The 22,206-nt window shown below is 60.6% G+C and carries 13 protein-coding genes; 1 reads left to right on the top strand and 12 read right to left on the bottom strand.

What is annotated here, in order from left to right:
• Window positions 1-195 precede the first annotated feature (195 nt).
• Window positions 196-7,374, top strand: coding sequence for a TcdA/TcdB pore-forming domain-containing protein (locus tag QLG12_RS08850; RefSeq protein WP_282474325.1), 7,179 nt, complete (start codon window positions 196-198; stop codon window positions 7,372-7,374).
• A 57-nt stretch (window positions 7,375-7,431) separates the two neighbouring features.
• Here QLG12_RS08850 and QLG12_RS08845 read toward each other — a convergent pair whose 3' ends face one another.
• From QLG12_RS08845 to QLG12_RS08790, 12 genes are all read right to left on the bottom strand, one after another.
• Window positions 7,432-8,028 (bottom strand): MarC family protein, encoded by a 597-nt coding sequence (locus QLG12_RS08845; RefSeq protein ID WP_064379199.1) that lies wholly within the window; start codon window positions 8,026-8,028, stop codon window positions 7,432-7,434.
• A gap of 63 nt (window positions 8,029-8,091) precedes the next feature.
• The gene (locus QLG12_RS08840) at window positions 8,092-10,869 is read right to left on the bottom strand and encodes a hybrid sensor histidine kinase/response regulator (protein ID WP_197869866.1); all 2,778 of its coding nucleotides are present in this window, start codon (window positions 10,867-10,869) and stop codon (window positions 8,092-8,094) included.
• 102 nt (window positions 10,870-10,971) lie between these two features.
• The gene (purD, locus tag QLG12_RS08835) at window positions 10,972-12,264 is read right to left on the bottom strand and encodes a phosphoribosylamine--glycine ligase (protein WP_197869865.1); all 1,293 of its coding nucleotides are present in this window, start codon (window positions 12,262-12,264) and stop codon (window positions 10,972-10,974) included.
• A gap of 172 nt (window positions 12,265-12,436) precedes the next feature.
• Entirely contained in the window at window positions 12,437-14,044 is a 1,608-nt protein-coding gene (gene purH, locus QLG12_RS08830) for a bifunctional phosphoribosylaminoimidazolecarboxamide formyltransferase/IMP cyclohydrolase (protein ID WP_039772035.1), read from the bottom strand.
• An 82-nt stretch (window positions 14,045-14,126) separates the two neighbouring features.
• The gene (gene fis, locus QLG12_RS08825; protein ID WP_002555375.1) at window positions 14,127-14,447 is read right to left on the bottom strand and encodes a DNA-binding transcriptional regulator Fis; all 321 of its coding nucleotides are present in this window, start codon (window positions 14,445-14,447) and stop codon (window positions 14,127-14,129) included.
• Complete coding sequence (gene dusB / locus QLG12_RS08820) at window positions 14,444-15,454, bottom strand: tRNA dihydrouridine synthase DusB (protein WP_064379205.1); 1,011 nt, start codon at window positions 15,452-15,454, stop codon at window positions 14,444-14,446. Before dusB ends, fis begins: the two co-directional genes overlap by 4 nt.
• Before the next feature lie 185 nt (window positions 15,455-15,639).
• Window positions 15,640-16,908 carry a DUF3426 domain-containing protein gene (locus QLG12_RS08815; RefSeq protein ID WP_282474324.1) on the bottom strand — a complete coding sequence of 423 codons (1,269 nt, stop codon included), beginning with the start codon at window positions 16,906-16,908 and terminating at the stop codon, window positions 15,640-15,642.
• Between the two features lie 30 nt (window positions 16,909-16,938).
• The gene (prmA, locus tag QLG12_RS08810; protein WP_007951025.1) at window positions 16,939-17,817 is read right to left on the bottom strand and encodes a 50S ribosomal protein L11 methyltransferase; all 879 of its coding nucleotides are present in this window, start codon (window positions 17,815-17,817) and stop codon (window positions 16,939-16,941) included.
• A 166-nt stretch (window positions 17,818-17,983) separates the two neighbouring features.
• Window positions 17,984-19,342 carry an acetyl-CoA carboxylase biotin carboxylase subunit gene (accC, locus tag QLG12_RS08805; protein WP_085655569.1) on the bottom strand — a complete coding sequence of 453 codons (1,359 nt, stop codon included), beginning with the start codon at window positions 19,340-19,342 and terminating at the stop codon, window positions 17,984-17,986.
• Window positions 19,343-19,359: 17 nt separating this feature from the next.
• A complete protein-coding gene (gene accB, locus QLG12_RS08800) occupies window positions 19,360-19,830 on the bottom strand; it encodes an acetyl-CoA carboxylase biotin carboxyl carrier protein (protein WP_064379210.1) in 471 nt (156 codons plus the stop codon).
• A 24-nt stretch (window positions 19,831-19,854) separates the two neighbouring features.
• Complete coding sequence (gene aroQ / locus QLG12_RS08795; RefSeq protein WP_011332265.1) at window positions 19,855-20,310, bottom strand: type II 3-dehydroquinate dehydratase; 456 nt, start codon at window positions 20,308-20,310, stop codon at window positions 19,855-19,857.
• Between the two features lie 132 nt (window positions 20,311-20,442).
• Complete coding sequence (locus QLG12_RS08790) at window positions 20,443-22,200, bottom strand: protein-disulfide reductase DsbD (protein ID WP_282474323.1); 1,758 nt, start codon at window positions 22,198-22,200, stop codon at window positions 20,443-20,445.
• Window positions 22,201-22,206 lie beyond the last annotated feature (6 nt).

Below are 22,206 nucleotides of genomic sequence, written 5' to 3'. Positions count from 1 at the left end.
CGGAGTTTATATTGTTTTGAATGTCGTGATGGAAACAGTTTGAAGGTTTTTATGTTTGTGGCGGTTGTTTTTTTATCCTAGTCTGGCCCGGCGTCAAGGAAGTTTATTAATTATCGAGTGCCCTCCTGATCAATATGAGCAGGGAGGTGTGTTTGTGCCTGTTTGAATGTTTTTGATCGAATGGAATCTGTCGTCATGGATATTGAAAGTTTAATTGGTTTGCCTTCGAAGACCGAATTCAATCATATAAAGAATGCATTTGCCGCGTATTCGGCGAGCGCCGAATACGCGGCGCTCGAACACTATTATCAATTGGCCACCGCAACGAATCAGCCTGTGGAACAGCAGTTGCCAGTCAAACTATTCCTCGAAACCTTTGAATCGTTGACCGGGCGAATGAAGGGGCCGGTATCACCGGTCATCGAGCGGGCGCATGCGCGTATTCAGAACTACGCGTCGCGACTTGGCGCAACGGTTTCAGTATTTTCAGATGTCGCTCGGACCGTTCCGAAGATCATGCACTTCGTCTGGGTGGGCGGCAGTGAAGTCGGTCACATCCAGCGCGACTACATGAATATCTGGCGCGCCGTGCTGGGCCCGGAGAATTACCAATTCAATCTCTGGTACGACAGCGATGCGTTGCTGGCTTTCGAGATGAACCGCGTCATTCTCGACAGTGCCAGGGCGCATGCGATGGAGTCCGGCGCAGATCAGGTCAGCAAACCTTCGCAGCTGGCACAAATGATTGAAGACCGCGCGCGCGTCTTGAAGCTCCAGATGGCGGATTACATCAACCAGCCGCAGTGGGCCGGACGCAGGGATGACGCCCGCATCCAGTTAATGGTCAGCGCATATGGCAAGGACCGCAAGGTGCTGGAGGCATTCCGTCAGAAATGCCTGGATACGCATCTGGCGATGGCCGGTGATGATCTGCGAGTGCGTGACGCTGGCCGCGAGTTTGCCGGACATTTCCTGCAGGATGTCTATCAGCGGGAAATCGGCCTGCGCGGAAATTTCGCGGCAGCCAGTGATGTCGTCAGGTTGCAGGCCGGGTTTCTGGAGGGCGGCCGCTACAGTGACATGGACTATCTGCCTCCGTTTGTCGACAAGCCGGGCGGCGTGGACATCAGCCAGTTCAGCGAAGAGGCGAAGGTGGGCGTGCTGCAGCTTCTGCTCAATGAGGATGCTTCGTTGATGCCGGGCAGGGATCGGTCTCGCTACAAGGACAGAACCGACAAAATTCCTGCGCAGGATAAAGAAAAACTTCTAGCGTTTGCCCGTGAGAAGCCTGGCGTGTCCGGAATATTCATTGCCCCGCAGGACAGCCCGGTTCCGCAGGATGCCATTCGCCTGGGCACCGCGAAAGGTCTTGCGAGCAATGGGGAAATGAACGCGCATTTTCTGGCCCAGCCGCGCAGCGGGATGACCATGGCCTACATGCAGGCGATCCGTCTGAATTATGACTGCCTGTATGAGGTCGAGCGTCGTCTGGACGCAATGGGTATCGCGGCGTCGGATGAAAGCCGTGTAATCAGCGTCATTCAGAACGTCGTCAATGAAAAACAGGCGGAGGGAAGATTTCCCGGTTCAAAGAATCACTTTTCATCGGCCAATCTGATTGAAGCCATTGCTACGTATTATCAAGACGGCATTCGCATCGGCGCACGAGGAACTGTCACGCTGACCGGGCCAGGTAGCGCGGCGACAGGAGTGACAAAGTATATAGAAGACAAATTATTGCCCGATCATGTCGACGATGTGCGTAAACATCTCAAGTTACTGGGTAGCTACAACGTCTACACCGAAGAGGAAATGATCTCTGGCTGGACCGTCAATGATGATCCCGAACAGTGGCTGACGAAAGAACACAACAAGTGGAAAGATGGAAAACTCCTGTCACGTTACGGCGCCAACCTGACGGAGTTGCTCAATGAGCACCATATGACATTCAAGCAGGGCTGGCCGGTCATCGAAGGCAAACCGGTGTTCTTGACCGATGTCTTGCAGAAACTGATGAATGATCTGGGCGACCCCTTCATCAAGGCAATGCGCGACAAACTGAGTGGCGAAATCAATGTCGGCAGGCGAATCGATCTGGGGCTGGATGTTCGACAGCAAATTCTCGCGCAACCTGACAGCCTCATTCCGCCTTCGCATGGGGAGCAGGCTGGCGACAATTTCAATGATTTTCTGACACGGCTTGCTCGGGGTTCGCTTGAACTCGATCAGTTGAGCCCGTTGCAGAGAGCTGTTATCGGCGGTTTGTTCTCGGCATCGCGTGTGGATGTGGAGGGCTTTTCCGAGGCGTGGCAAAAAGTCCGGGCAGTGGCGCGGGATACCGTCGATGAAGGCTTTTTCAAACGCTACAACGCTATCGAAAAGATCCTTTACGAACGCAGCGCTCCGGCATTTCAGGCCGGTTTTGCCCAAGGGGCCACATCTGGCGCAGAGAGCGCAGGTGAGCTGAAGGTGCGCGCACTGGCCGAGCCGCTGACCTTGTACCAGTGGGGACAGCGCATCGCGCAAATCAACGGCGCCGCGCGCCGTGACTATCAGACGAAAATCCTCAGGAACGCTGTGCAGGTCCGCGAGCAGTTCTTCAAGGCCGGGGCCTCTTCGGCACGGCAGGTTCCTCAGGATCTGTTGCGGCTGGGCACCGGCGATCCCGGCCGCCGCTGCTATCCCTTGGCATTGCTGATGGCCGCTGCGCTGGGGCTCGGAGACGAGGCCGAGCGTGCGCTGATCGGCCGGATTGCCAATGCCAGTCTCGATCCCGCTGATGCCGAGTCCCGGACCATGTTTGCCGCACTGGATGACTTGTCGGCTGTTGCAACGACCGAGATCGGACGTTCGAACGGAGCACTTGGGCTTGACGTGATTGTCCGCAATCTGGAGGCGAAAGCCGGATCCGCCGTCTACCTGCTCGATACGGGTAAGCATGCATTGCTGGTGGCCAGGGTTCAGGTTGACGGAAAACCGTCCTATCGCTTTTTCGACCCGAATTATGCGATTTACGGATTCTCTCGGGCGGATCAACTCCAGCGAGCCATACAGGGTCACCTCGCCAGTGACGGTGATTTGGCAGCGCTCTACGGTCTGGCCGGTTCGACGGACTCCGTGTTCACGGTGATCGAACTGGATACGAAGGCGATTGCCGACAAGGTATTGCCTTCGAAACTGCTCGTGAACGACCTTCTGAAGAGCGAACGGGTTAGCGCCGGCCGAACGGTTTCCGTATGGGATGAACAGGCATCGGCACGCATGCGCTCGCTTTCGAAAAACGTGCGGATGGGAGAGGGCCTGGCGCGACTTGACGCACGCCACCAGGCAGGCGAGTTCGAAGAGGCGACCCGGCGCTTGCGCAGTGACAGCCAGCTTGGGGAGCAATACCTGCCATTGCTCGAGACGGTGAGGGAAACGTCGAAGTCGCACTACACGCTGACGATGGTTGACGCCCGTCACCCCCAGGTCTCGGTCGAGGTCAGTACCGTCGATTCACGGTTCATCAAACTCGCAAGACACATCAGGCGTCTGGCAAACACGCTGGCGGGTCCGGCGCGCGGCCCGGTGGAGACCGACGGCGGCAGCCGTTTGAGTTTTGCCTTCGCTATCCAGGCCATCATCAATGAGATGCGCAGTCGAGAGTATCAACGTCAGGGGGGGCAGATTCCCGCACTGACGACCGCTCTGCAGGTCCAGGCTTATGTGAGTTATGCGCAACTGAGTTTTGGTGTCGTGACCGACGCACTGCAGATGGTCAGTCTGGTGCGACAAGTGGCGGCCAGTGAACAGGCGCTCGCAGCAGGTCATGCGTCGCTTTCCTCGCGGTTGCTGGGGCGTGCCGCGTCGGGAGTGGGCCTGGGATTTTCGGCGGTCAACATCGGTTTCGATATCCATGGCCTGACCGTGGCCACCACTGATGAGCAACGCTCGCGACTGGCCACCCAGCTTGCATTCAATGGGGCGGCGCTGGGTCTGGATATAGCGGCGCTGGCGGTCGGCGGTACGGTGGGATCGGTGGCGGCTGTGCTGTCGATTCCGTTGCTGGGCATCGGTATCGGTGCAGCGGCCATTGCCAGCAACCTGGGACAAATCAGTGACAAGGCCCGAGCGGTCGGACGTCACTTGTTTCTGATCAATGAAGCCTATACGCAGGCAGGACACAGGATCGAGGAGGGTGTCCTGCGTTTCGAACCCGAAGCCGTCATCACAGAGCTGGATCTGCGGCGGGGCAACGTGGCATTCGATAGCCAGAAGTTCTTCGCGACGATCTTTCAGACTGTGGGGCTTCCCTCCTTCGATGCAAGAGAGCAGGAAAGGCACCGGGCGATCAATATTCGCGAAGCGCTGCGTCTGCCATCGACGTTGAGAATCGACCGGCAGAAACAGGTCAATGCAGTCGTCTTGCCCTGCACGCCAGGCTGTTACTACGGATACGAATACCAATTGGGTTCGTCGGGTTTCTCCCCGGACGAGGATATCTCCGAACGCTTGAAAACTTATCAGCGGTTCTGGGATTACGGGGATTATTCGCTGCCGGTCGCGCAAGACGGCAGCGGGCTGCGCACGTCCTATCCCAATATCATCGACGGATGGAAGGAACGACTGGAGTTCGATGAGCGGGGCGAGCAACGGTTGCAGTTCTTTTCCACGGCCCCGTTCCCCCATGTCCTCTACAAATTGCATCCGTTCAACACGCCGACCGCTATCCGCGTGCGCCTGGATGAACACTGTCGACAACTGGTCGTACCTCAATTGCCGGCCGAATGGAAAAACCTGATTTCCTATGAAATCACCGCCCATTCTGGACAAGTGCTGCTGACGCTCAGTCCGGGCGTGGTGTCGGTTGTCCTCAATCCGCCGCCTCTCGTTGACGGCCCCTCCCCTGAGGCGTTTTTGCCTCGTGCCTCGGCCGAGTGGGTGATTGCCGCGCCTTGGGCGAGTGAGGAGCAGGTTCGGTTCGAGGGCGCTGCACTTATCGTCGATGGCATCCGGATCGATGGCTTTGAAGGTTTTATACGGCTCAAGGGCGGCGAACTGTTTCAGGTGGATCGCAGCAAAAACAATGCGTTGTTGCTGGTTCGCATCGATCTGAGCAGCAACAGGATCTCGCAAACAAGTGAGTCCGGTGTCGGTATCACCGTCGGGCTGCCGGACGTGGACCGGATTTCCGATACCGTTCTGGCAAGGCTCAGGAGCCTGCGCCACGCGAATCGACTGACCTCGTCGCACACGCCGGTGTCTGGTTTTCAGGTGCCTATGACTGCCTCCAACAAACCCGTTTCGACCACCGGGTACTACGACGCCGGACTGGATCGCATGCTGTATCCGCGCGATCTGCCGGACGCGGTGAATACAGGCATCGTTCTGGGAGCCGTCATTGCAGAGCACGCGTGGTTCTATCACCCGGATCATCCGACCCTGTGGCGTGTCGATACCCTCTCTGGAACGGTCAATCATCGCTATCGCCTGATGAATCCTGCGCAAGGTTCAAGAATCACCGGTTTCGAAAGCACGGTCAGCGGAGGGCTGCGTGTCGTTCAGGACGTCTCCGGCGCGGGTGAGGCCGACTATTCGTTGGAGTACCTGATTGATGGAGCGGCGCTGACATTCACACACTTCAATGCCCGGGGACATTCCGAAGATTTGCTTCAACGCACGCTCGAGTACTGGAAGCAACCTCTGAGTCAGTTAACGCAACCCCGGCCGTATGCCGATGACGCTGCCGAAATGGCCACGTCGCTGAGCACCTGGAAAGCCGCGCCGTTTATCGAGTTGCGCTGTTTTGACCACGGTGAGTTTGCTTACTCCGGATGGCTTCGGCTGCATGACGACCAATTCATTCTCAATTATTTCGATGTCGTGCAGCGAACGATGTTGATGTGGGACCGGGTCGACAATCAGAACGCGATTATTTATGACAAGGAAGCTGGAGCGCTGATTAGAGTGGCGCTGGGCCGGATAGATGATGCAGAGACGGTTGACGACATTATCGAAGACAATGTCGTCGAGCTGACGTCTACCGCAGGTCGTTACGTTGCCACCAAAAAGGACGGGCGTCTGTTCGAGGTCGACAGGGATGGCGCGTTGCGGTTCATCGGCGTGGGTCAGCGCTGGTTCGAATTGAATCCAGACTGGCCAGACGCAATGTCTGAACTGGCTGAAAAGCATAAGGCCGCACCCTTTGCCGTGATCGGTCTGACACGCAGGGGGCGTCCTGCATTTCTGGCAGCGTGGTGCATCGCCGGGCAAATGCTAGTGGCAGACGTCGGCGACGGCGGGGAAATGACTTTGCTTGCGACGACACCTGATGCGAAGGCGGCCTGGTTGTTCGACCGTACGGCAGGCCGACTTTATCGCCAGAGCCTCGTCGACTTCGAAGCGCTGGGGGCCGCCTTTGCCGAAGGCTCGCGGCTGTCGAATCCGGAGCATTTGCCTAAGGCAGAGCCGGTATGGGATCAGTGGCAGGTTTCAGAGGTCGAGGTCCGCGGTCAAGGGTTGCTGGTGCAGACGCGGGACGGTGTGAACCTGCAATTGATTGATGGCCAGCCGGCCAAAGTTCTCGGTGTCGAGACTCGCTGGTCCGAACGCGATCGCCCAACCGATGCCCGGCTTCGCGATCGCTTGCGAGCGCTGGTCTCGACTTGTCCACATGCTGCTTTCATGCCGGTCGGAGAGAGGGGGGGATTCTATCGTTACTATGCCCCCGAGTCCGATCAACTGTTCGACGTCATCAAACCGTCCGACGGGCAATGGCCGGTGTTTTTGGGCCTTGAAAGTGAATCGCTGCCGCTGCTGTACGACCCCGTGGATAACATTGTCTTCACGCCGCGCCCTGAGCCGACCCCGTCAGTCTCGATCTGGATGCAGGACTGTCTGGCACAGAGGCAGGAGGAGGTCATGTCCATTGCGTCCCGCAGTGACTTTCCAGGTTCACAGGTGGTTGTGCCCCTTGGCGTTGAAAAGCTGTTGCTGACGTTCGGCGCACCGCAGCAGGTCTGTCGCCTGACCGACGAAGACTGGCAGCGCATGGACTGCATCGTGCTTGAATGCCAGCCGTCCCCGGACGTTCAGCGTTCCGGGGCGCCCAGGCTGTTTCTGGAGATGTCGGCGAACGAACGGCTGTTGCTGACAGTAAAGGACGGGCAACTCATGTTGATCGATCCAGACAACGCTCACAGTCTGATAGTGCGCAATGTATATGACTCGGAAGGCGGGCCGATCATTGCGATGGAGATCGTTGTCAGGACCGCAACGGGTGACAGCCGGTTCAGCCTTGAACAGCTGCTGCACAAGGTCATGACTGATCAGGTCGACAAAGGCCACGTGGACATGAAGGCGTTGATCGCAACGAGCGAATCGTTCACTCACTGATTCGATTGTGGCCAAAAGAGGCCGCCGATCTCTGCGTCGGCGGCCTTGCCGTGCGGATCACGGCACCAGATAACCTTTCACCCCGGTGAAAATGATCTGCGCGGCCAACGCACAGACGAACAGTCCCATCAGGCGGCTGACAATCTGCAAGCCTTGATCGCCCAGGATTCGTTCGATGCGGTTCGACAGATAAAGCACGACACCCACGGTAAAACTGGCCAGAGCGATGCTCATGATGGCTGTGAGTTTATCGTCCCAGTGCGGTTGGCTGACGCCCATCACCAATAGCGCACCGATCGTTCCGGGGCCGACGGTCAGGGGAATGGTCAGTGGCACGATGGTCACGTCCTGCTGGACGTTGTCAGCCTGCACCGCCGATTTGCCTTGTGCCATGCCCAGTGCCGAAATGAACAGCACACTGCCGGCGCCGATACGGAAGGCATCCACCGTGATGCCGAACACATCGAAAATCACTCGCCCGAACAGATAGAGCAAAACGCTCGAGACCAGGGTAGCGATCGCCACCTTCCAGGCCAGGCGGCGTTGTTCCTTGCGTGAATAACCACGGGTCAGGCTGATGAAGCAGGACAACACGAAGAACGGGCTGTAGAGCACCAGCATCTTCAGGTAAACACTGAATAACACGTGGAGCATGGCGCAGGCTCGCTGGCGGGGGAAAGTCGGGGGAGTCTAACAGGCGCTATCGTGTCTGTCGGCTCACGACGGTTGCGTCGTCGCTCGGTTCTGCTGATCACGCTGGGCCACCCAGTGCTCGATCAGCTCGCGCAGTTGCGACAGTTCCACCGGTTTGGCCATGTGTCCGTCCATCCCGGCCTGACGCGCGCGTTCCTTGTGCTCGGCGAGGATGTGTGCGGTCAGTGCCACGATGGGCGTGCGGATGCGCTGGTTGCCGACTTCCCAGGCTCGCAGTTGCTGGGTGGCGGAGAACCCGTCGAGGATCGGCATTTCGCAGTCCATCAGTACCAGGTCGTAGCGCTGGGCTTTCATCGCCTGCAAGGCTTCTTCACCGTTGCTGGCGGTGTCTGGCTGCAGGTTGAGCTTGCCGAGCATGCCCCGGATGACCTTGGTGGAAATCGTATTGTCTTCGGCCACCAGAATGCGGAAGTCGCTGGGCACTTTGACGGGTGTGGCAGGGTTGGCTGGCTGCGGCTGGAACACCACCTGGCCACGGTTGCGCTGGTTCAGTTCGTCGGCGAGCGTGGTCTTGAGGGTGTAGCCGGCCACCGGTTTGGCCAGGATGCGCTTGATCCCCGAGTTGCGCGCGATGATCTTGCTCGGCGCATTGCTGATGCCGGTGAGCATGATCAGCAGGATGTCGTGGTTCAGGCTCGGGTCTTCCTTGATCTTGGCCGCCAGTTGCATGCCGGTCATGCCGGGCATGTTCTGGTCCAGCAGGACCACGTCGAAGTAATCACGCAAATGCGCCTTGGTGCGCAGCAGGGCCAGCGCTTCCTTGCCCGACGGCACGGCGCTGACGTTCAGGCCCCAGGCGCTGCATTGCTGCACCAGCACCTTGCGGCAGGTGTCGTTGTCGTCGACCACCAGCACGCGTGCGCCTTGCAGCGGGCTGTCGAGATCCGAGGTCGGATGCTCCAGGCGATCCGGGTCCAGCGGCAGGGTCAGCCATAGCGTGCTGCCCTGGCTGGCGCCGCTCTTGATGCCGAACTCGCCCTGCATCAAGCGGATCAGTTGGCGGGCGATCACCAGCCCGAGGTTGCCACCCAGACGGTTGGCCGACAGGAAGTGCTTGCTGTGCAACTCGGCGTGCATCAGCGCGTCGCGCTCTTCCTGGTCCATCGGCTGGCCGCTGTCCTGCACGGCAATGCGCAGGCGTGGGCCGGCGCTGCGTTCGTCGAGGGCGACCACCACCAGCACTTCGCCTTCTTCGGTTTTCTTCAGGGCGTTTTCCAGCAGGCTCAGCAGCGTCTGACGCAGGCGCGTCGGGTCGCCACTGATGACCCGTGGCACTTGCGGCTGGATAAAACTGATCAGCTCGACGTTCTGCTGTTCGGCCTTGGCGCGGTAGATGCTCAGGCAATCGTCGATCAGCGCGTTGAGGTCGAACTGCACGTCGTCGAGTTCGATCTGCCCGGACTCGAGGCGGGAGATGTCGAGGATCTCGTTGATCAGGGTCAGCAGTTCATTGCCGGCGCTGTGGATGGTTTGCACGTAGTCGCGCTGTTTTACCGACAGCGGCGTGCCGAGCAGCAGTTCGGTCATGCCCAGTACGCCGTTCATCGGCGTGCGGATCTCGTGGCTGATCTTGGCCAGGAACTCCGCCTTGGCATTGATCTCTGCGTTGCTCGCCGCAAGGTCGCGGCTGATGCTGAAACGGCTTTCGGTGATGCTGCGCTGCCGCTCGCCGAGGGCGATGCTCATCAGCAGGCCGCTGATGCAGATGAAACCCATCAGGGTCATGATCAGACCTTGTGGCGCCACCAAAGTCAGCCCCAGCAAGGCCGGGAGGATGATCAGCGTGCCGATATTGAACACCACCATTGCGGCAACGAACAGCCGGGCAGGGCGGTAGCCTTTCTGCCAGTGGAAGAACCCCACCAACAACATGCTCAGGCCGGCCAGGGCCACCAGCGCGTAGGTGATGATGTTCAGCGGCAGGGTGTTGACGAACAACAGCAGCAGGCTGCAGACCACGATGAACAGGATGTCGCCGATCAGCAGCTTGTTCAGTGGATGCGGGCCGAGCGGCGCGAAGAAGCGGTAGGCGAACATCAGGCCCGCCGGTGCGGTCAGCAGCAGGGCCAGATAGGCGCCGGGGGTCTGGATCGCGTGCCAGTTCGGCAGCCACGGGCCGGCGAGGTTGAGCAGCAGCAACAGGCTCAGGCTCAACAGGCCTTCACACACCGCGAGCCACAGGCTGCTGCGTGAGCGGGTGTAGGCGTAGCGGATCAGGTTGTGCAGGATCAGCATCGCCAGACAGCCGAACAGCAGGCCATAGATCAGCGTCTGGTTGTGATTGGCCGCGGCCATCACCGCCGCTTGCAGGGTGATGTACGGGCGCAGCTGGTGGTCGGAGACCAGTCGCAGGTAGACATCGAGGGGCTTGTCACTCTGGGGCAACGGCAGCATGAAATCGCTGCTGGGCAGCGGTCGCTCTGCCTGGGGCTGAGCGGTGCCGGTGTCGCGTTGTTCGATCAGTCGATCACCGTCGAGTACATACAGATTGAGGTGTGACAAGTCAGGGGCGAAGATCCGCAGCACTTGCTCGTGCTTGCCGGGCGCCAGCCTGAAGCGCAGCCACAGGGCGCCATCGGGTTCGGCCGCGGTGAGGCGGTCAAGCTCGACAGGGCTGAATTGATTGGTGTAGCGGGCAGAGCGGATGTCGCTCAGCTGGAGGTTGCCCTGATCGTCAAGCAATACCGACCAGCCACTGCCTTGCGCGGCCTGGGCCGGGAGCATGCAGAGCAAGGTCAGCAGCGTGACGGTGAAGCCTATGGCAATCCTGAGCCAGCGCACGGCGAAATCCCTTCGTAGGTTGATGCCAGAATATAACGATGCGCAGCGTCGGAACAGTCCGGCAAGGGCGATGGGCCCCTGCCGGAAACACGGCGTAGCTTATTACTGAGACTCACCGCGTTCACGGGCAATGGCGCGGTAGCCAATGTCGGTGCGGTAGAAGCAGCCTTCCCAGTCGATGGCCTTGGCCAGTTTGTAGGCTTGCTCCTGGGCGGTGCCGACGCTGGCGCCCATGGCGGTGGCGCAAAGAACCCGACCACCGGACGTCACGACCTTGCCATCCTTGAGCGCGGTGCCGGCGTGAAAGACTTTGCCTTCCAGTGCGGCGGCGGCGTCCAGACCGTTGATCGGTGCGCCCTTGGCGTAGTCACCCGGGTAGCCGCCAGCGGCCAGCACGATGCCGACGCTCGGGCGTGGATCCCACTGCGCTTCAACCTTGTCCAGCGCCTGAGCCAGCGCGGCTTCAACCAACAGCACCAGGCTCGATTGCAGACGCAGCATCACCGGTTGGGTTTCCGGGTCGCCGAAACGGCAGTTGAACTCGATGACCTTCGGATTGCCGGCCTTGTCGATCATCAGACCGGCGTACAGGAAACCGGTGTAGACATTGCCTTCGTCGGCCATGCCGCGCACGGTCGGCCAGATCACCTGGTCCATCACGCGCTGGTGCACCTCGGCGGTGACCACCGGTGCAGGGGAGTAAGCACCCATGCCGCCGGTGTTGGGGCCGCTGTCGCCGTCGCCGACGCGTTTGTGGTCCTGGCTGGTGGCCATCGGCAGTACATTCTTGCCGTCGACCATGACGATGAAGCTGGCTTCTTCGCCGTCGAGGAATTCTTCGATGACGACGCGCGAGCCAGCGTCGCCAAAGGCATTGCCGGCGAGCATGTCGCGCACGGCGTCTTCGGCTTCGGCCAGGGTCATGGCGACGATCACGCCTTTACCGGCGGCCAGGCCGTCGGCCTTGATCACGATCGGTGCGCCTTTTTCACGCAGGTAAGCCAGGGCCGGCTCGATCTCGGTGAAGTTCTGGTAGTCGGCGGTCGGGATCTTGTGGCGCGCCAGGAAATCCTTGGTGAAGGCTTTCGAACCTTCCAGCTGCGCGGCGCCGGCGGTCGGACCGAAGCAGTCCAGGCCACGGGAGCGGAACAGGTCAACGACGCCGGCCACCAATGGCACTTCCGGACCGACGATGGTCAGGGAAACGTTTTTCTCGGCGAAGTCAGCGAGCTGCTCGAGGGCCAGCACGTCGATGGCGACGTTTTCGCACTTGGCTTCAATCGCGGTGCCGGCGTTGCCCGGTGCGACGAAAACTTTCTGCACTCGCGGATCCTGAGCCACTTTCCAGGCCAGGGCGTGTTCGCGGCCACCGCTGCCAATGATCAAAACGTTCAATGAGAGACTCCTTCGGAGAAAGCTGCAAGCTACAAGCTGCAAGCAAGAGCGAGTGTGTGACTCTCGATTACAGCTTATGGCTCTGAATTAATGAGGCTGCAACTGCAAGAAGGAGCGATACCTGACTGCTCTTTCTTGCAGCTTGCAGCTTGAGGCTTGTAGCTGCCGTGTATCAGTGACGGAAGTGGCGCATGCCTGTGAAGACCATCGCGATACCGGCCTCGTCGGCAGCAGCAATCACTTCAGCATCACGCATCGAGCCGCCTGGCTGGATCACCGCCGTGATACCGACCTTGGCCGCATTGTCCAGGCCGTCGCGGAACGGGAAGAACGCATCGGATGCCATCACCGAACCAGCCACTTGCAGACCCGCGTGCTCAGCCTTGATCGCAGCGATACGCGCCGAGTTCACGCGGCTCATCTGGCCGGCGCCGACACCGATGGTCTGACGGTTCTTGGCGTAGACGATGGCGTTGGATTTGACGAACTTGGCCACTTTCCAGGCGAAGATCAGGTCGTGGACTTCCTGCTCGGTCGGGGCGCGCTTGGTCACCACTTTCAGGTCGTCGGCACCGATCATGCCGATGTCGCGGCTCTGTACCAGCAGACCGCCATTGACACGCTTGTAGTCCCAGGCCGGAACGCGATCCGCCGACCACTCGCCGCAGGCCAGCAGGCGCACGTTGGCCTTGGCTGCAACAATGGCGCGGGCTTCTTCGCTGACGCTTGGGGCGATGATCACTTCGACGAACTGACGCTCGACGATCGCCTTGGCGGTCTCGGCATCCAGTTCACGGTTGAAGGCGATGATGCCGCCGAACGCCGATTCGGTGTCAGTGGCGTAGGCCAGTTCGTAGGCCTGACGGATGCCACCTTCGGCGTCCGGGCTCACGGCCACGCCGCACGGGTTGGCGTGCTTGACGATCACGCAGGCCGGCTTGACGAAGCTCTTCACGCATTCCAGCGCGGCGTCGGTGTCGGCCACGTTGTTGTACGACAGTTCCTTGCCTTGCAGCTGGGTGGCGGTGGCGATGCCGACTTCGGCAGGCTTGGCTTCAACGTAGAACGCCGCGCTCTGGTGCGGGTTCTCGCCGTAGCGCATTTCCTGGGCCTTGATGAACTGGCTGTTGAAGGTGCGCGGGAATTCGCTGCGACCTTCGGTGCTCAGGGTTTCGGCAGCCTGGTTCACGGTGCCCATGTAGTTGGCGATCATGCCGTCGTAGGCGGCGGTGTGTTCGAACGCCTTGAGCATCAGGTCGAAACGCTGAGCGTAGGTCAGGCCACCGGCCTTGAGGTTTTCCAGGACGTTGGCGTAATCGCTGGCATTCACCACGATAGCCACGTCTTTGTGGTTTTTCGCCGCCGAACGGACCATGGTCGGGCCGCCGATGTCGATGTTCTCGATGGCGGTCGGCAGGTCGCAGCCTGGCTTGCTGATGGTGGCTTCAAACGGATACAGGTTGACGGCTACCAGGTCGATCGGCTTGATGCCGTGCTCGTTCATGATCGCGTCGTCGATACCGCGACGACCGAGGATCCCGCCGTGGATTTTCGGGTGCAGGGTTTTCACCCGACCGTCCATCATCTCTGCGAAACCGGTGTAATCCGCGACTTCCACTGCGGCCACGCCGTTGTCCTGCAGCAGTTTGAAGGTCCCGCCGGTGGAAAGGATTTCCACGCCCAGGGCTTCCAGCTCCCTGGCGAATTCGAGGATCCCGGTCTTGTCGGAAACACTGATCAAGGCGCGGCGGATCGGCAGGCGGGTAGTCTGGTCGGTCATCTCAATTTCCATCAAAAGCAAGGGAAGTCAGCAAAAAAGGCGACCGGTTTTACGCGGGCGCCTTTCTGGTTTGATTGAATGCTTACAGCAGATCGTACTGCTTGAGTTTCTTGCGCAGCGTGCCGCGGTTCAGTCCGAGCAGCTCGCTGGCCTTGGTCTGGTTGCCCTTGACGTAGTTCATCACGCTTTCGAGCAGGGGAGCCTCGACTTCGGAGAGCACCAGGTTGTACACGTCCGTGACGGACGCGCCCTCAAGGTGGGCGAAATAATTGTGCAGCGCCTTCTCGACACTCCCGCGAAGGGTCTGGCCTTCTTCGCTCGGGGTATTGAGGTGCTGTTTCAAATTCACGTTGTCGCTCACGGGTGTTGTTCCACTCACTAAAGTCTCGGTCATCATCGTCATGCGGCCACCCCTTCTTCGTCCCCTGTCAGGCTCTTGTAACGTTCGGCGAAGAACTCCCGAACGTTGGCGCATTGTGTTTCCGTACCATCCAAACGATTGAAGTGGGCGCGAAATTCCCTGGCGCCCGGCAAGGTTGCGAGATACCAGCCCACATGCTTGCGGGCAATTCGCACACCCATCACGTCCCCATAGAAGGCGTGAAGGGCGGCCAGATGCTCAAGCAGAATGCGTTCCACCTCGATCAGCTCCGGCGCCGGCAGTTTTTCGCCGGTACGCAGGAAGTGTTCGATCTCGCGAAAAATCCATGGCCGCCCCTGGGCAGCCCGGCCGATCAACAGGCCATCGGCACCGGTCGCGTCGAGCACGTAGCGGGCCTTTTCCGGCGATACGATGTCGCCGTTGGCAAACACCGGAATCGACACCGCCTGCTTGATCGCGGCAATGGTGTCGTACTCGGCTTCACCGGTGTACAGGTCGGCGCGGGTGCGGCCATGCACCGCCAGCGCCGTGATCCCGGCCTGCTCGGCGATCTTCGCCACGGTCAGGCCGTTCTTGTTGTCGCGATCCCATCCGGTGCGGATCTTCAGGGTCACCGGCACATCAACCGCCGCCACGACGGCGTGCAGGATCTCGGTAACCAGTGCCTCATCCTTCAACAGCGCGGAGCCGGCGGCCTTGTTACAGACCTTCTTCGCCGGGCAACCCATGTTGATATCAATAATCTGTGCGCCCAGTTCGACGTTGGCCCGGGCCGCATCCGCGAGCATCTGCGCATCGCCACCGGCAATCTGCACCGAGCGTGGCTCGGGATCGCCTTCGTGGATCATGCGCATGCGCGACTTGCGGGTGTTCCACAGGCTCATGTCACTGGTGACCATTTCCGAGACTACAAGCCCTGCGCCCAGACGCTTGCACAGCTGACGAAAGGGCTGGTCGGTGACGCCCGCCATCGGGGCGAGGATCAAGCCGTTCTGCAATGTATATGGGCCGATGCGTACCGCCGACATAGGACTTCCCTGAAGTGGGGCCGGATCATGAGAGTTCGAAAAAGGGTTGGCATGATACCCGCTCTCGATGACTGGATAAAGGCTGAATTGAACAAAATCTGAACAGTTATTCTGTTATTACCGCCGGTTTGGTCGCGCGTCGCGCAGTCAGAAAACTGCCGTCAATCCGGGAGCGGCGCAGTGTTTCACTCGGGCGAGTGGAAACTCAGGCTGTAGTTCACGGCTTTCGGTCCTGGATCGAGAATGTCGAGGGCGATGTGGATCGGCGTCTGCGGCGGCATTTCCGCCATGCCTTCGAGGTCGCCGTTGAGGTATTCGCCGGGTTTGAAGCGACGACTGGCGATCAGGTGGCCGTTGAGGTCGGCGAAGCGCAGCTCCAGCAGCGGAAACGGTTGCGAGAACGGCGCGCGGTTATAAATGATCGCGTCCACCACCAGCGCACCGCTGAATTCCGGATGACTGCGCACCACCAGGTTGCTGCTCTTGATCTTGGCGATATCCACCTTGGACGGCACCGTGCAGCCAATTTGCGGGCACAGTTGCTGGAACCAGGGCCGGTATTGATCCTGGCGAGCCAGTTCATCGAAGTGATAGGCGACGTACTGTCCGCCCAAGCCGGCGGCGGCCAGCACGATCAGCAACAGCCAGAGCAGGCGACGGCCCCAGGGCGAGCTGCGTTTTTGCCAGTCCAGTTGCAGCGGGTCGTCGGTCAGATCCTGCAAGGCTTCGGCGCGAACGCTGGATTCGACGCGTTCGCGCTTTTTGCGCGGTGCTTCGATCAGTGGCAATTCGTCGTCGACGTCATCACTGGCCGACAGGCGTTCGCGGCGCGTATTCGGGTCGATCGGGTCGTGCAGGCGCAGTTGCGGAATAGGCGGTTCGTCATCGAGATCCACCGGCTCCAGCGACAGCGACGGTTCGGTGCGCTCCGGTCGGATCGGCTCGGGCTCGATGGCTTCCGGTTCATCTTCGACTTCGGGTGCGCGCTCATCCGCCGGTTCGCTGAACAGGCTGTCCGGCCATTTCGTGTCTTCCGGTTCGTGGCTGTCGCGGCGAGCGCTCAGGGCGTCTTCGCGCGGGCGGCCGAACTCGGTGGTCGGCTGGATTTCCCGTTGCTCGAGGCGGGCCAGTTCTTCGTCCAGATCCAGGCTGTCCAGATCCAGCTCGGCGGCGCTCCATTGCTTCTGGCTGATGACGCGCGGTTCGGGCGCTTCGACGATGGCCGGTGGCTCGACAGGCGCAGGCTCGTTGATCGGCGGTGGCTCGCTGATTGACGGCGCCACCGGCGTGACCGCTTCCTTGCCTGCGTGTTGCTCCAGCAATTGCTTGGCGGCATTGAACACTTGCAGGCAGGAGCCGCAACGAACCACCCCGCGGGCCACGCTCAACTGAGCGTGGCTGACGCGGAAACTGGTTTGGCAATGCGGGCACTGGGTGACGAAACTGTCGGTCATGCGGCGATCCGGATTGAGCAGGCGGTCATTCTAGCGCCGACGGCCGGTGATGCGCACCCAGCCATCACGATTGGCGATCGGGTCGAGATCGAAGTCCTGTGCGTAGGCAGCGGCGACTTCGTCACCTTGTTCTGCGAGGATCCCGGACAGTGCCAGACGCCCGCCGGACTTGACCAGGCCGGACAGTTGCGGCGCCAGGGAAACCAGGGGGCCGGCCAGAATGTTGGCCACCAGCACGTCGGCTTTGACCTGCGGCAGGTCTTCCGGCAGGTACAGCGGGAACAGTTCGTCAGCGATATTGTTGCGGCCGGCGTTGTCGCGGGAGGCTTCGAGTGCCTGCACGTCGATGTCGGTGCCCACGGCTTCTTTCGCGCCGAGCAGCAGGGCGGCAATCGCCAGAATCCCCGAGCCGCAGCCGAAGTCCAGCACGTTGCAGTCTTTCAGGTCCTGGCCGTCCAGCCATTCCAGGCACAGGGCGGTGGTCGGGTGGGTGCCGGTGCCGAACGCCAGGCCCGGATCCAGCAGCAGGTTGACCGCGTCCGGCTCCGGTGCGGCGTGCCAGCTCGGTACGATCCACAGGCGCTGGCCGAAACGCATCGGCTGGAAACCGTCCATCCAGCTGCGTTCCCAGTCCTGGTCTTCGATGACTTCGCTGTGGTGCTCGGGCAGCGGGCTGCCGGTCAGCAGTTCCAGATGGGCCAGTACCGGGGCGGCTTCGGTGCCGCCCTCGAACAGGGCCAGCAGGTGGGTGTGTGCCCACAGCGGGGTGGTGTTGAGTTCCGGCTCGAAGATCGGCTGGTCTTCGGCGTCCATGAAGGTCACCGAAACGGCGCCCACTTCAAGGAAAGCGTCTTCGTAGGTTTCGGCTTGTTCTGGGCTGATGGCGAGACGGACTTGCAGCCAAGGCATGGCGGGCACCTGTGAAAAAGATTGATTGCAGCCTAGCGGCCTGCGAGAAGCGCGCAAGTTTACGCGAGCGCGACGGTTTTGTGGGAGCGGGGAATGTGTGAGCAGATGAAACCTTCGGAAACAACAAAGCCGCCCGAAGGCGGCCTTGTCAGGTGCGGGCTGAAGCTTAGTGCTTGTCGCCAGCCAGCTTGTGCTCGAGGTAGTGAATGTTCACCCCCCCTTTGCAGAAGCCTTCGTCGCGGGTCAGATCACGGTGCAGCGGGATGTTGGTCTTGATCCCGTCGACCACGATTTCGTCCAGGGCATTGCGCATGCGCGCCATGGCTTCGTCGCGGGTTGCGCCGTAAGTGATCAGCTTGCCGATCAGCGAGTCGTAGTTCGGCGGAACGGCATAACCGCTGTACAGGTGCGAATCGACGCGAACGCCGTTGCCGCCTGGAGCGTGGAAATGCTTGACCGTACCCGGGCTCGGCATGAAGGTTTTCGGGTCTTCGGCGTTGATCCGGCATTCCAGCGAGTGACCACGGATGACCACATCATCCTGGGTATACGACAGCTTGTTGCCAGCGGCGATGCTCAGCATCTCCTTGACGATGTCGATACCGGTGACCATTTCCGAAACCGGGTGCTCCACCTGAACACGGGTGTTCATTTCGATGAAGTAGAAACGACCGTTCTCGTACAGGAACTCGAAGGTGCCGGCGCCACGGTAGCCGATGTCGATGCACGCCTTGACGCAGCGGGCCAGGACTTCCTTGCGCGCGTTCTCGTCGATGCCCGGTGCCGGTGCTTCTTCGAGAACTTTCTGGTGACGGCGTTGCAGCGAGCAATCGCGGTCGCCCAGATGGATGGCGTTGCCCTGGCCGTCGGACAGAACCTGCACTTCGACGTGACGCGGGTTGGTCAGGAATTTTTCCAGATAGACCATCGGGTTGCCGAACGCCGCGCCAGCTTCGGAGCGGGTCAGCTTTGCCGAGGCGATCAGGTCTTCTTCCTTGTGCACCACACGCATGCCGCGACCACCACCGCCGCCGGCGGCCTTGATGATCACCGGGTAGCCGACTTCACGACCGATGCGCAGCGCCGTTTCCTCGTCTTCCGGCAGCGGGCCGTCGGAACCTGGTACGGTTGGCACGCCCGCTTCGATCATCGCGTGCTTGGCCGATACCTTGTCGCCCATCAGGCGAATGGTTTCGGCTTTCGGGCCGATGAAGGCGAAGCCGGAGTTCTCGACCTGCTCGGCAAAGTCGGCGTTTTCCGCGAGGAAACCGTAGCCTGGGTGAATGGCGGTAGCGCCAGTCACTTCAGCGGCCGCAATGATTGCCGGGATGTGCAGGTAGGAGTGCGCGGCAGAAGCCGGGCCGATGCAGACGGATTCGTCTGCCAGACCCAGGTGCATCAGCTCTTTGTCGGCCTTGGAGTAAACGGCGACGGTCTTGATGCCCATCTCTTTGCAGGCACGCAGAATCCGCAGGGCGATCTCACCGCGGTTAGCGATCAGAACTTTTTCCAACTTCGCAGTCATCAAAGGCTCTCCGCAGTTCAAACGATGGTGAACAGCGGTTGGTCGTACTCAACCGGCTGGCCGTCTTCGACGAGGATGGACTCGATCACACCGCTGGTTTCAGCTTCGATGTGGTTCATCATCTTCATGGCTTCGACGATGCACAGGGTGTCGCCTTTCTTCACGGTCTGGCCGACTTCAACGAAGGACGGCGAGGTTGGCGAAGATTTGCGATAGAAGGTGCCGACCATCGGCGAACGGGCAACGGTGCCGTTCAGCGCTGGCGCAGCAGCGGCAGCTGGAGCGGCGGCTGCAGCAGCAACCGGAGCGGCAGCGGCGGCAGGTGCAGCGGCCGGAGCCTGCATCGGAGCCGGAGCGTAGTACTGCTGCGCCGGGGTCTTGCTGTGACGGCTGATGCGTACGGACTCTTCGCCTTCCTTGATCTCGAGCTCGTCGATGCCGGACTCTTCCAGCAATTCGATCAGTTTCTTAACTTTACGGATATCCATGAATCATCAACTCCCAAGGGTCGGTCAGGGGCGTTTAGCTTGGTGTTCAAGCTGCTCTAGTGCAGCCTCCAGGGCCAGTCGGTAACCGCTGGCGCCAAGGCCGCAGATCACTCCTACCGCTACATCGGAGAAGTAGGAGTGATGGCGGAAAGGTTCGCGTTTGTGCACGTTGGACAAATGCACTTCGATGAATGGGATGCTCACTCCCAGCAGCGCGTCACGTAATGCGACACTTGTGTGTGTAAATGCTGCCGGGTTGATCAGAATGAAGTCCACGCCCTCGCCGCGTGCGGCGTGGATGCGATCGATCAATTCGTACTCGGCATTGCTTTGCAGATACAGCAGATGGTGGCCGGCTTCACGGGCGCGGCGTTCCAGATCCTGATTGATCTGCGCCAGGGTGGTCGACCCGTAGGTCCCCGGTTCCCGGGTGCCGAGCAGGTTCAGGTTGGGGCCGTGCAGCACCAGTAGCGTTGCCATCTGCGTGTTCCTTGTTATGGGTGAGCCTTCGTCAGAACCCGGCGACTATGCCGCAAAGACTTTGTGACTGTCCAGTTCTCTGCAATAGCCAGCACGATGTCCGATGTTTGCGCAAAATATGTGACTGACTGATTAAATCCGGTCATTCGCTTTAGCGACACGTTCGGCGAAGTCGCTGGCGTTGATCTCGCCGATTACCCGCACATCGCGACGTTCCACCCCGTCCTTGCCGAAGAACATCAGCGCCGGTGGGCCGAACAGGCTGTAGCGGTCGAGCAGGGTGCGCTGTTCGGCATTGCTGGCGGTGATATCGAAGCGGATCAGTCGATAGCCCTTGAGCCGCTCCACCACCGTGGCGTCATTGAGTACTTCGTGTTCGATGACTTTGCAGCTGATGCACCAGTCGGCATACCAGTCGAGCAGCAGCGGGGTGCCGACGGTTTTCGCTTCGAGCAGCACCCGATCCAGTTCCGCCGGGGTGCTGACGGTCTGCCACGAACCGCTGTTCTGCGCGCTCGAGCCGCTGTCGGCAAGGCGTGCCGGGGCTATCGGGTTCAGCGGGTCGGTCTGCCCGCTGAACGCGCCGTACCAGCAGGCCAGCGCGTAAAACAGCAGGAACATGCCGAGCAACTGGCCGAGGCGTTTGCGCGGCGGTTTGTAGACGAATTCCAGAGCACCGAGGAACAGGCCGACACCACCGGCCAGCAAGCCGATCAGCAGCAACGTGATCTGCCCCGGCAGTACCCGGCTGAGCAAACCGATCGCCAGCCCGAGCAGCAACACGCCGATGCCGTTCTTCACGTACATCATCCACGGCCCGCTTTTCGGCAGCCACGCCGCGCCGCCAGTGGCCACCAGCAACAGCGGCGCGCCCATGCCCAGGCCGAGCATGAACAGCTTCAGGCCACCGCCCAGCGCATCGCCGCTGGCGCTGATATAAAGCAGCGCGCCGGCCAGCGGTGCGGAAACGCACGGCGAGACCAGCAGACTCGACACCACGCCCAACACTGCCGCGCCCCACAGCGAGCCGCCTTCGGTGCGCCCGGCGATCCGGTCGAGGCGACTGCTGATGAAGTGCGGCAGTTTCAGCTCGAACACGCCGAACATCGCCAGCGCGAAAACGGCAAAGAACATCGCGAACGGCACCAGCACCCACGCCGATTGCAGCCGCGCCTGCAAATTCAGTTGCGCACCGAACAGCCCCATCAATGCGCCGAGCAGCGCGAAGCACGCGGCCATCGGCAGCACATAAGCCAGGGAAAGGTTAAACCCACGCAAACCGCCGACCTGCCCGCGCAGCACCACGCCGGACAGAATCGGCAGCATCGGCAATACGCAAGGTGTGAAGGTCAGGCCCAGGCCCGCCAGAAAGAACAGCGCCAGATCACGCCAGTCCCAACCCGTCACCGGAGTGGACGCGTTATTTGCCGCTGCGTTGCCCTCGATGCTCAGGCGCTCGGTTTCCGGTGGATAGCACAAGCCCTTGTCGGCACAGCCCTGATAGGTGACGGCCAGCCTGAAGACTCGGGCATCATTGCGTGGCAGCTCCACGTCGAGAATGCCGTGGTAGACCTCGACGTCGCCGAAATACTCGTCGTGTTTCTGCTCGCCTTGGGGCAACTGTGCGGCACCGAGTTTCACCTCGGCAGGCTCGGCACGGAACTGGAAGCGATGGCGGTAGAGGTAATAGCCTTCGGTGGCCACGAAGCGCAGTTTGACCGATTGCGGGGTGCTCTCGACCAGGCTCAGTTGAAAGGCTTCGCGCACCGGCAGGAAATCGGCGCTGTTGTTGACCGAGCCCAGCGTGGCGCTGGGTTTGCTGTCGAACAGGCCGGCGGCGCCGGCCGGCAGGGCAAGGACGAAAAGCAACAGGCAGAGCAGACGGCGCATGACAAT

The sequence above is a fragment of the Pseudomonas sp. V88_4 genome (assembly GCF_029967985.1).
Taxonomy (GTDB): domain Bacteria; phylum Pseudomonadota; class Gammaproteobacteria; order Pseudomonadales; family Pseudomonadaceae; genus Aquipseudomonas; species Aquipseudomonas glycinae.
Note: the sequence above shows the minus strand (reverse complement) of the source record. Positions and strands in the feature narration are given on the sequence as shown.

Bases quoted from the DNA above. Each gene is read 5' to 3' on its own strand.
- QLG12_RS08850 (WP_282474325.1), top strand. From the start codon at position 196: ATGGATATTGAAAGTTTAATTGGTTTGCCTTCGAAGACCGAATTCAAT.
- QLG12_RS08845 (WP_064379199.1), bottom strand. From the start codon at position 8,028: ATGCTCCACGTGTTATTCAGTGTTTACCTGAAGATGCTGGTGCTCTAC.
- purH (WP_039772035.1), bottom strand. From the start codon at position 14,044: ATGACCGACCAGACTACCCGCCTGCCGATCCGCCGCGCCTTGATCAGT.
- fis (WP_002555375.1), bottom strand. From the start codon at position 14,447: ATGACGATGATGACCGAGACTTTAGTGAGTGGAACAACACCCGTGAGC.
- dusB (WP_064379205.1), bottom strand. From the start codon at position 15,454: ATGTCGGCGGTACGCATCGGCCCATATACATTGCAGAACGGCTTGATC.
- QLG12_RS08815 (WP_282474324.1), bottom strand. From the start codon at position 16,908: ATGACCGACAGTTTCGTCACCCAGTGCCCGCATTGCCAAACCAGTTTC.
- prmA (WP_007951025.1), bottom strand. From the start codon at position 17,817: ATGCCTTGGCTGCAAGTCCGTCTCGCCATCAGCCCAGAACAAGCCGAA.
- accC (WP_085655569.1), bottom strand. From the start codon at position 19,342: ATGACTGCGAAGTTGGAAAAAGTTCTGATCGCTAACCGCGGTGAGATC.
- accB (WP_064379210.1), bottom strand. From the start codon at position 19,830: ATGGATATCCGTAAAGTTAAGAAACTGATCGAATTGCTGGAAGAGTCC.
- aroQ (WP_011332265.1), bottom strand. From the start codon at position 20,310: ATGGCAACGCTACTGGTGCTGCACGGCCCCAACCTGAACCTGCTCGGC.
- QLG12_RS08790 (WP_282474323.1), bottom strand. From the start codon at position 22,200: ATGCGCCGTCTGCTCTGCCTGTTGCTTTTCGTCCTTGCCCTGCCGGCC.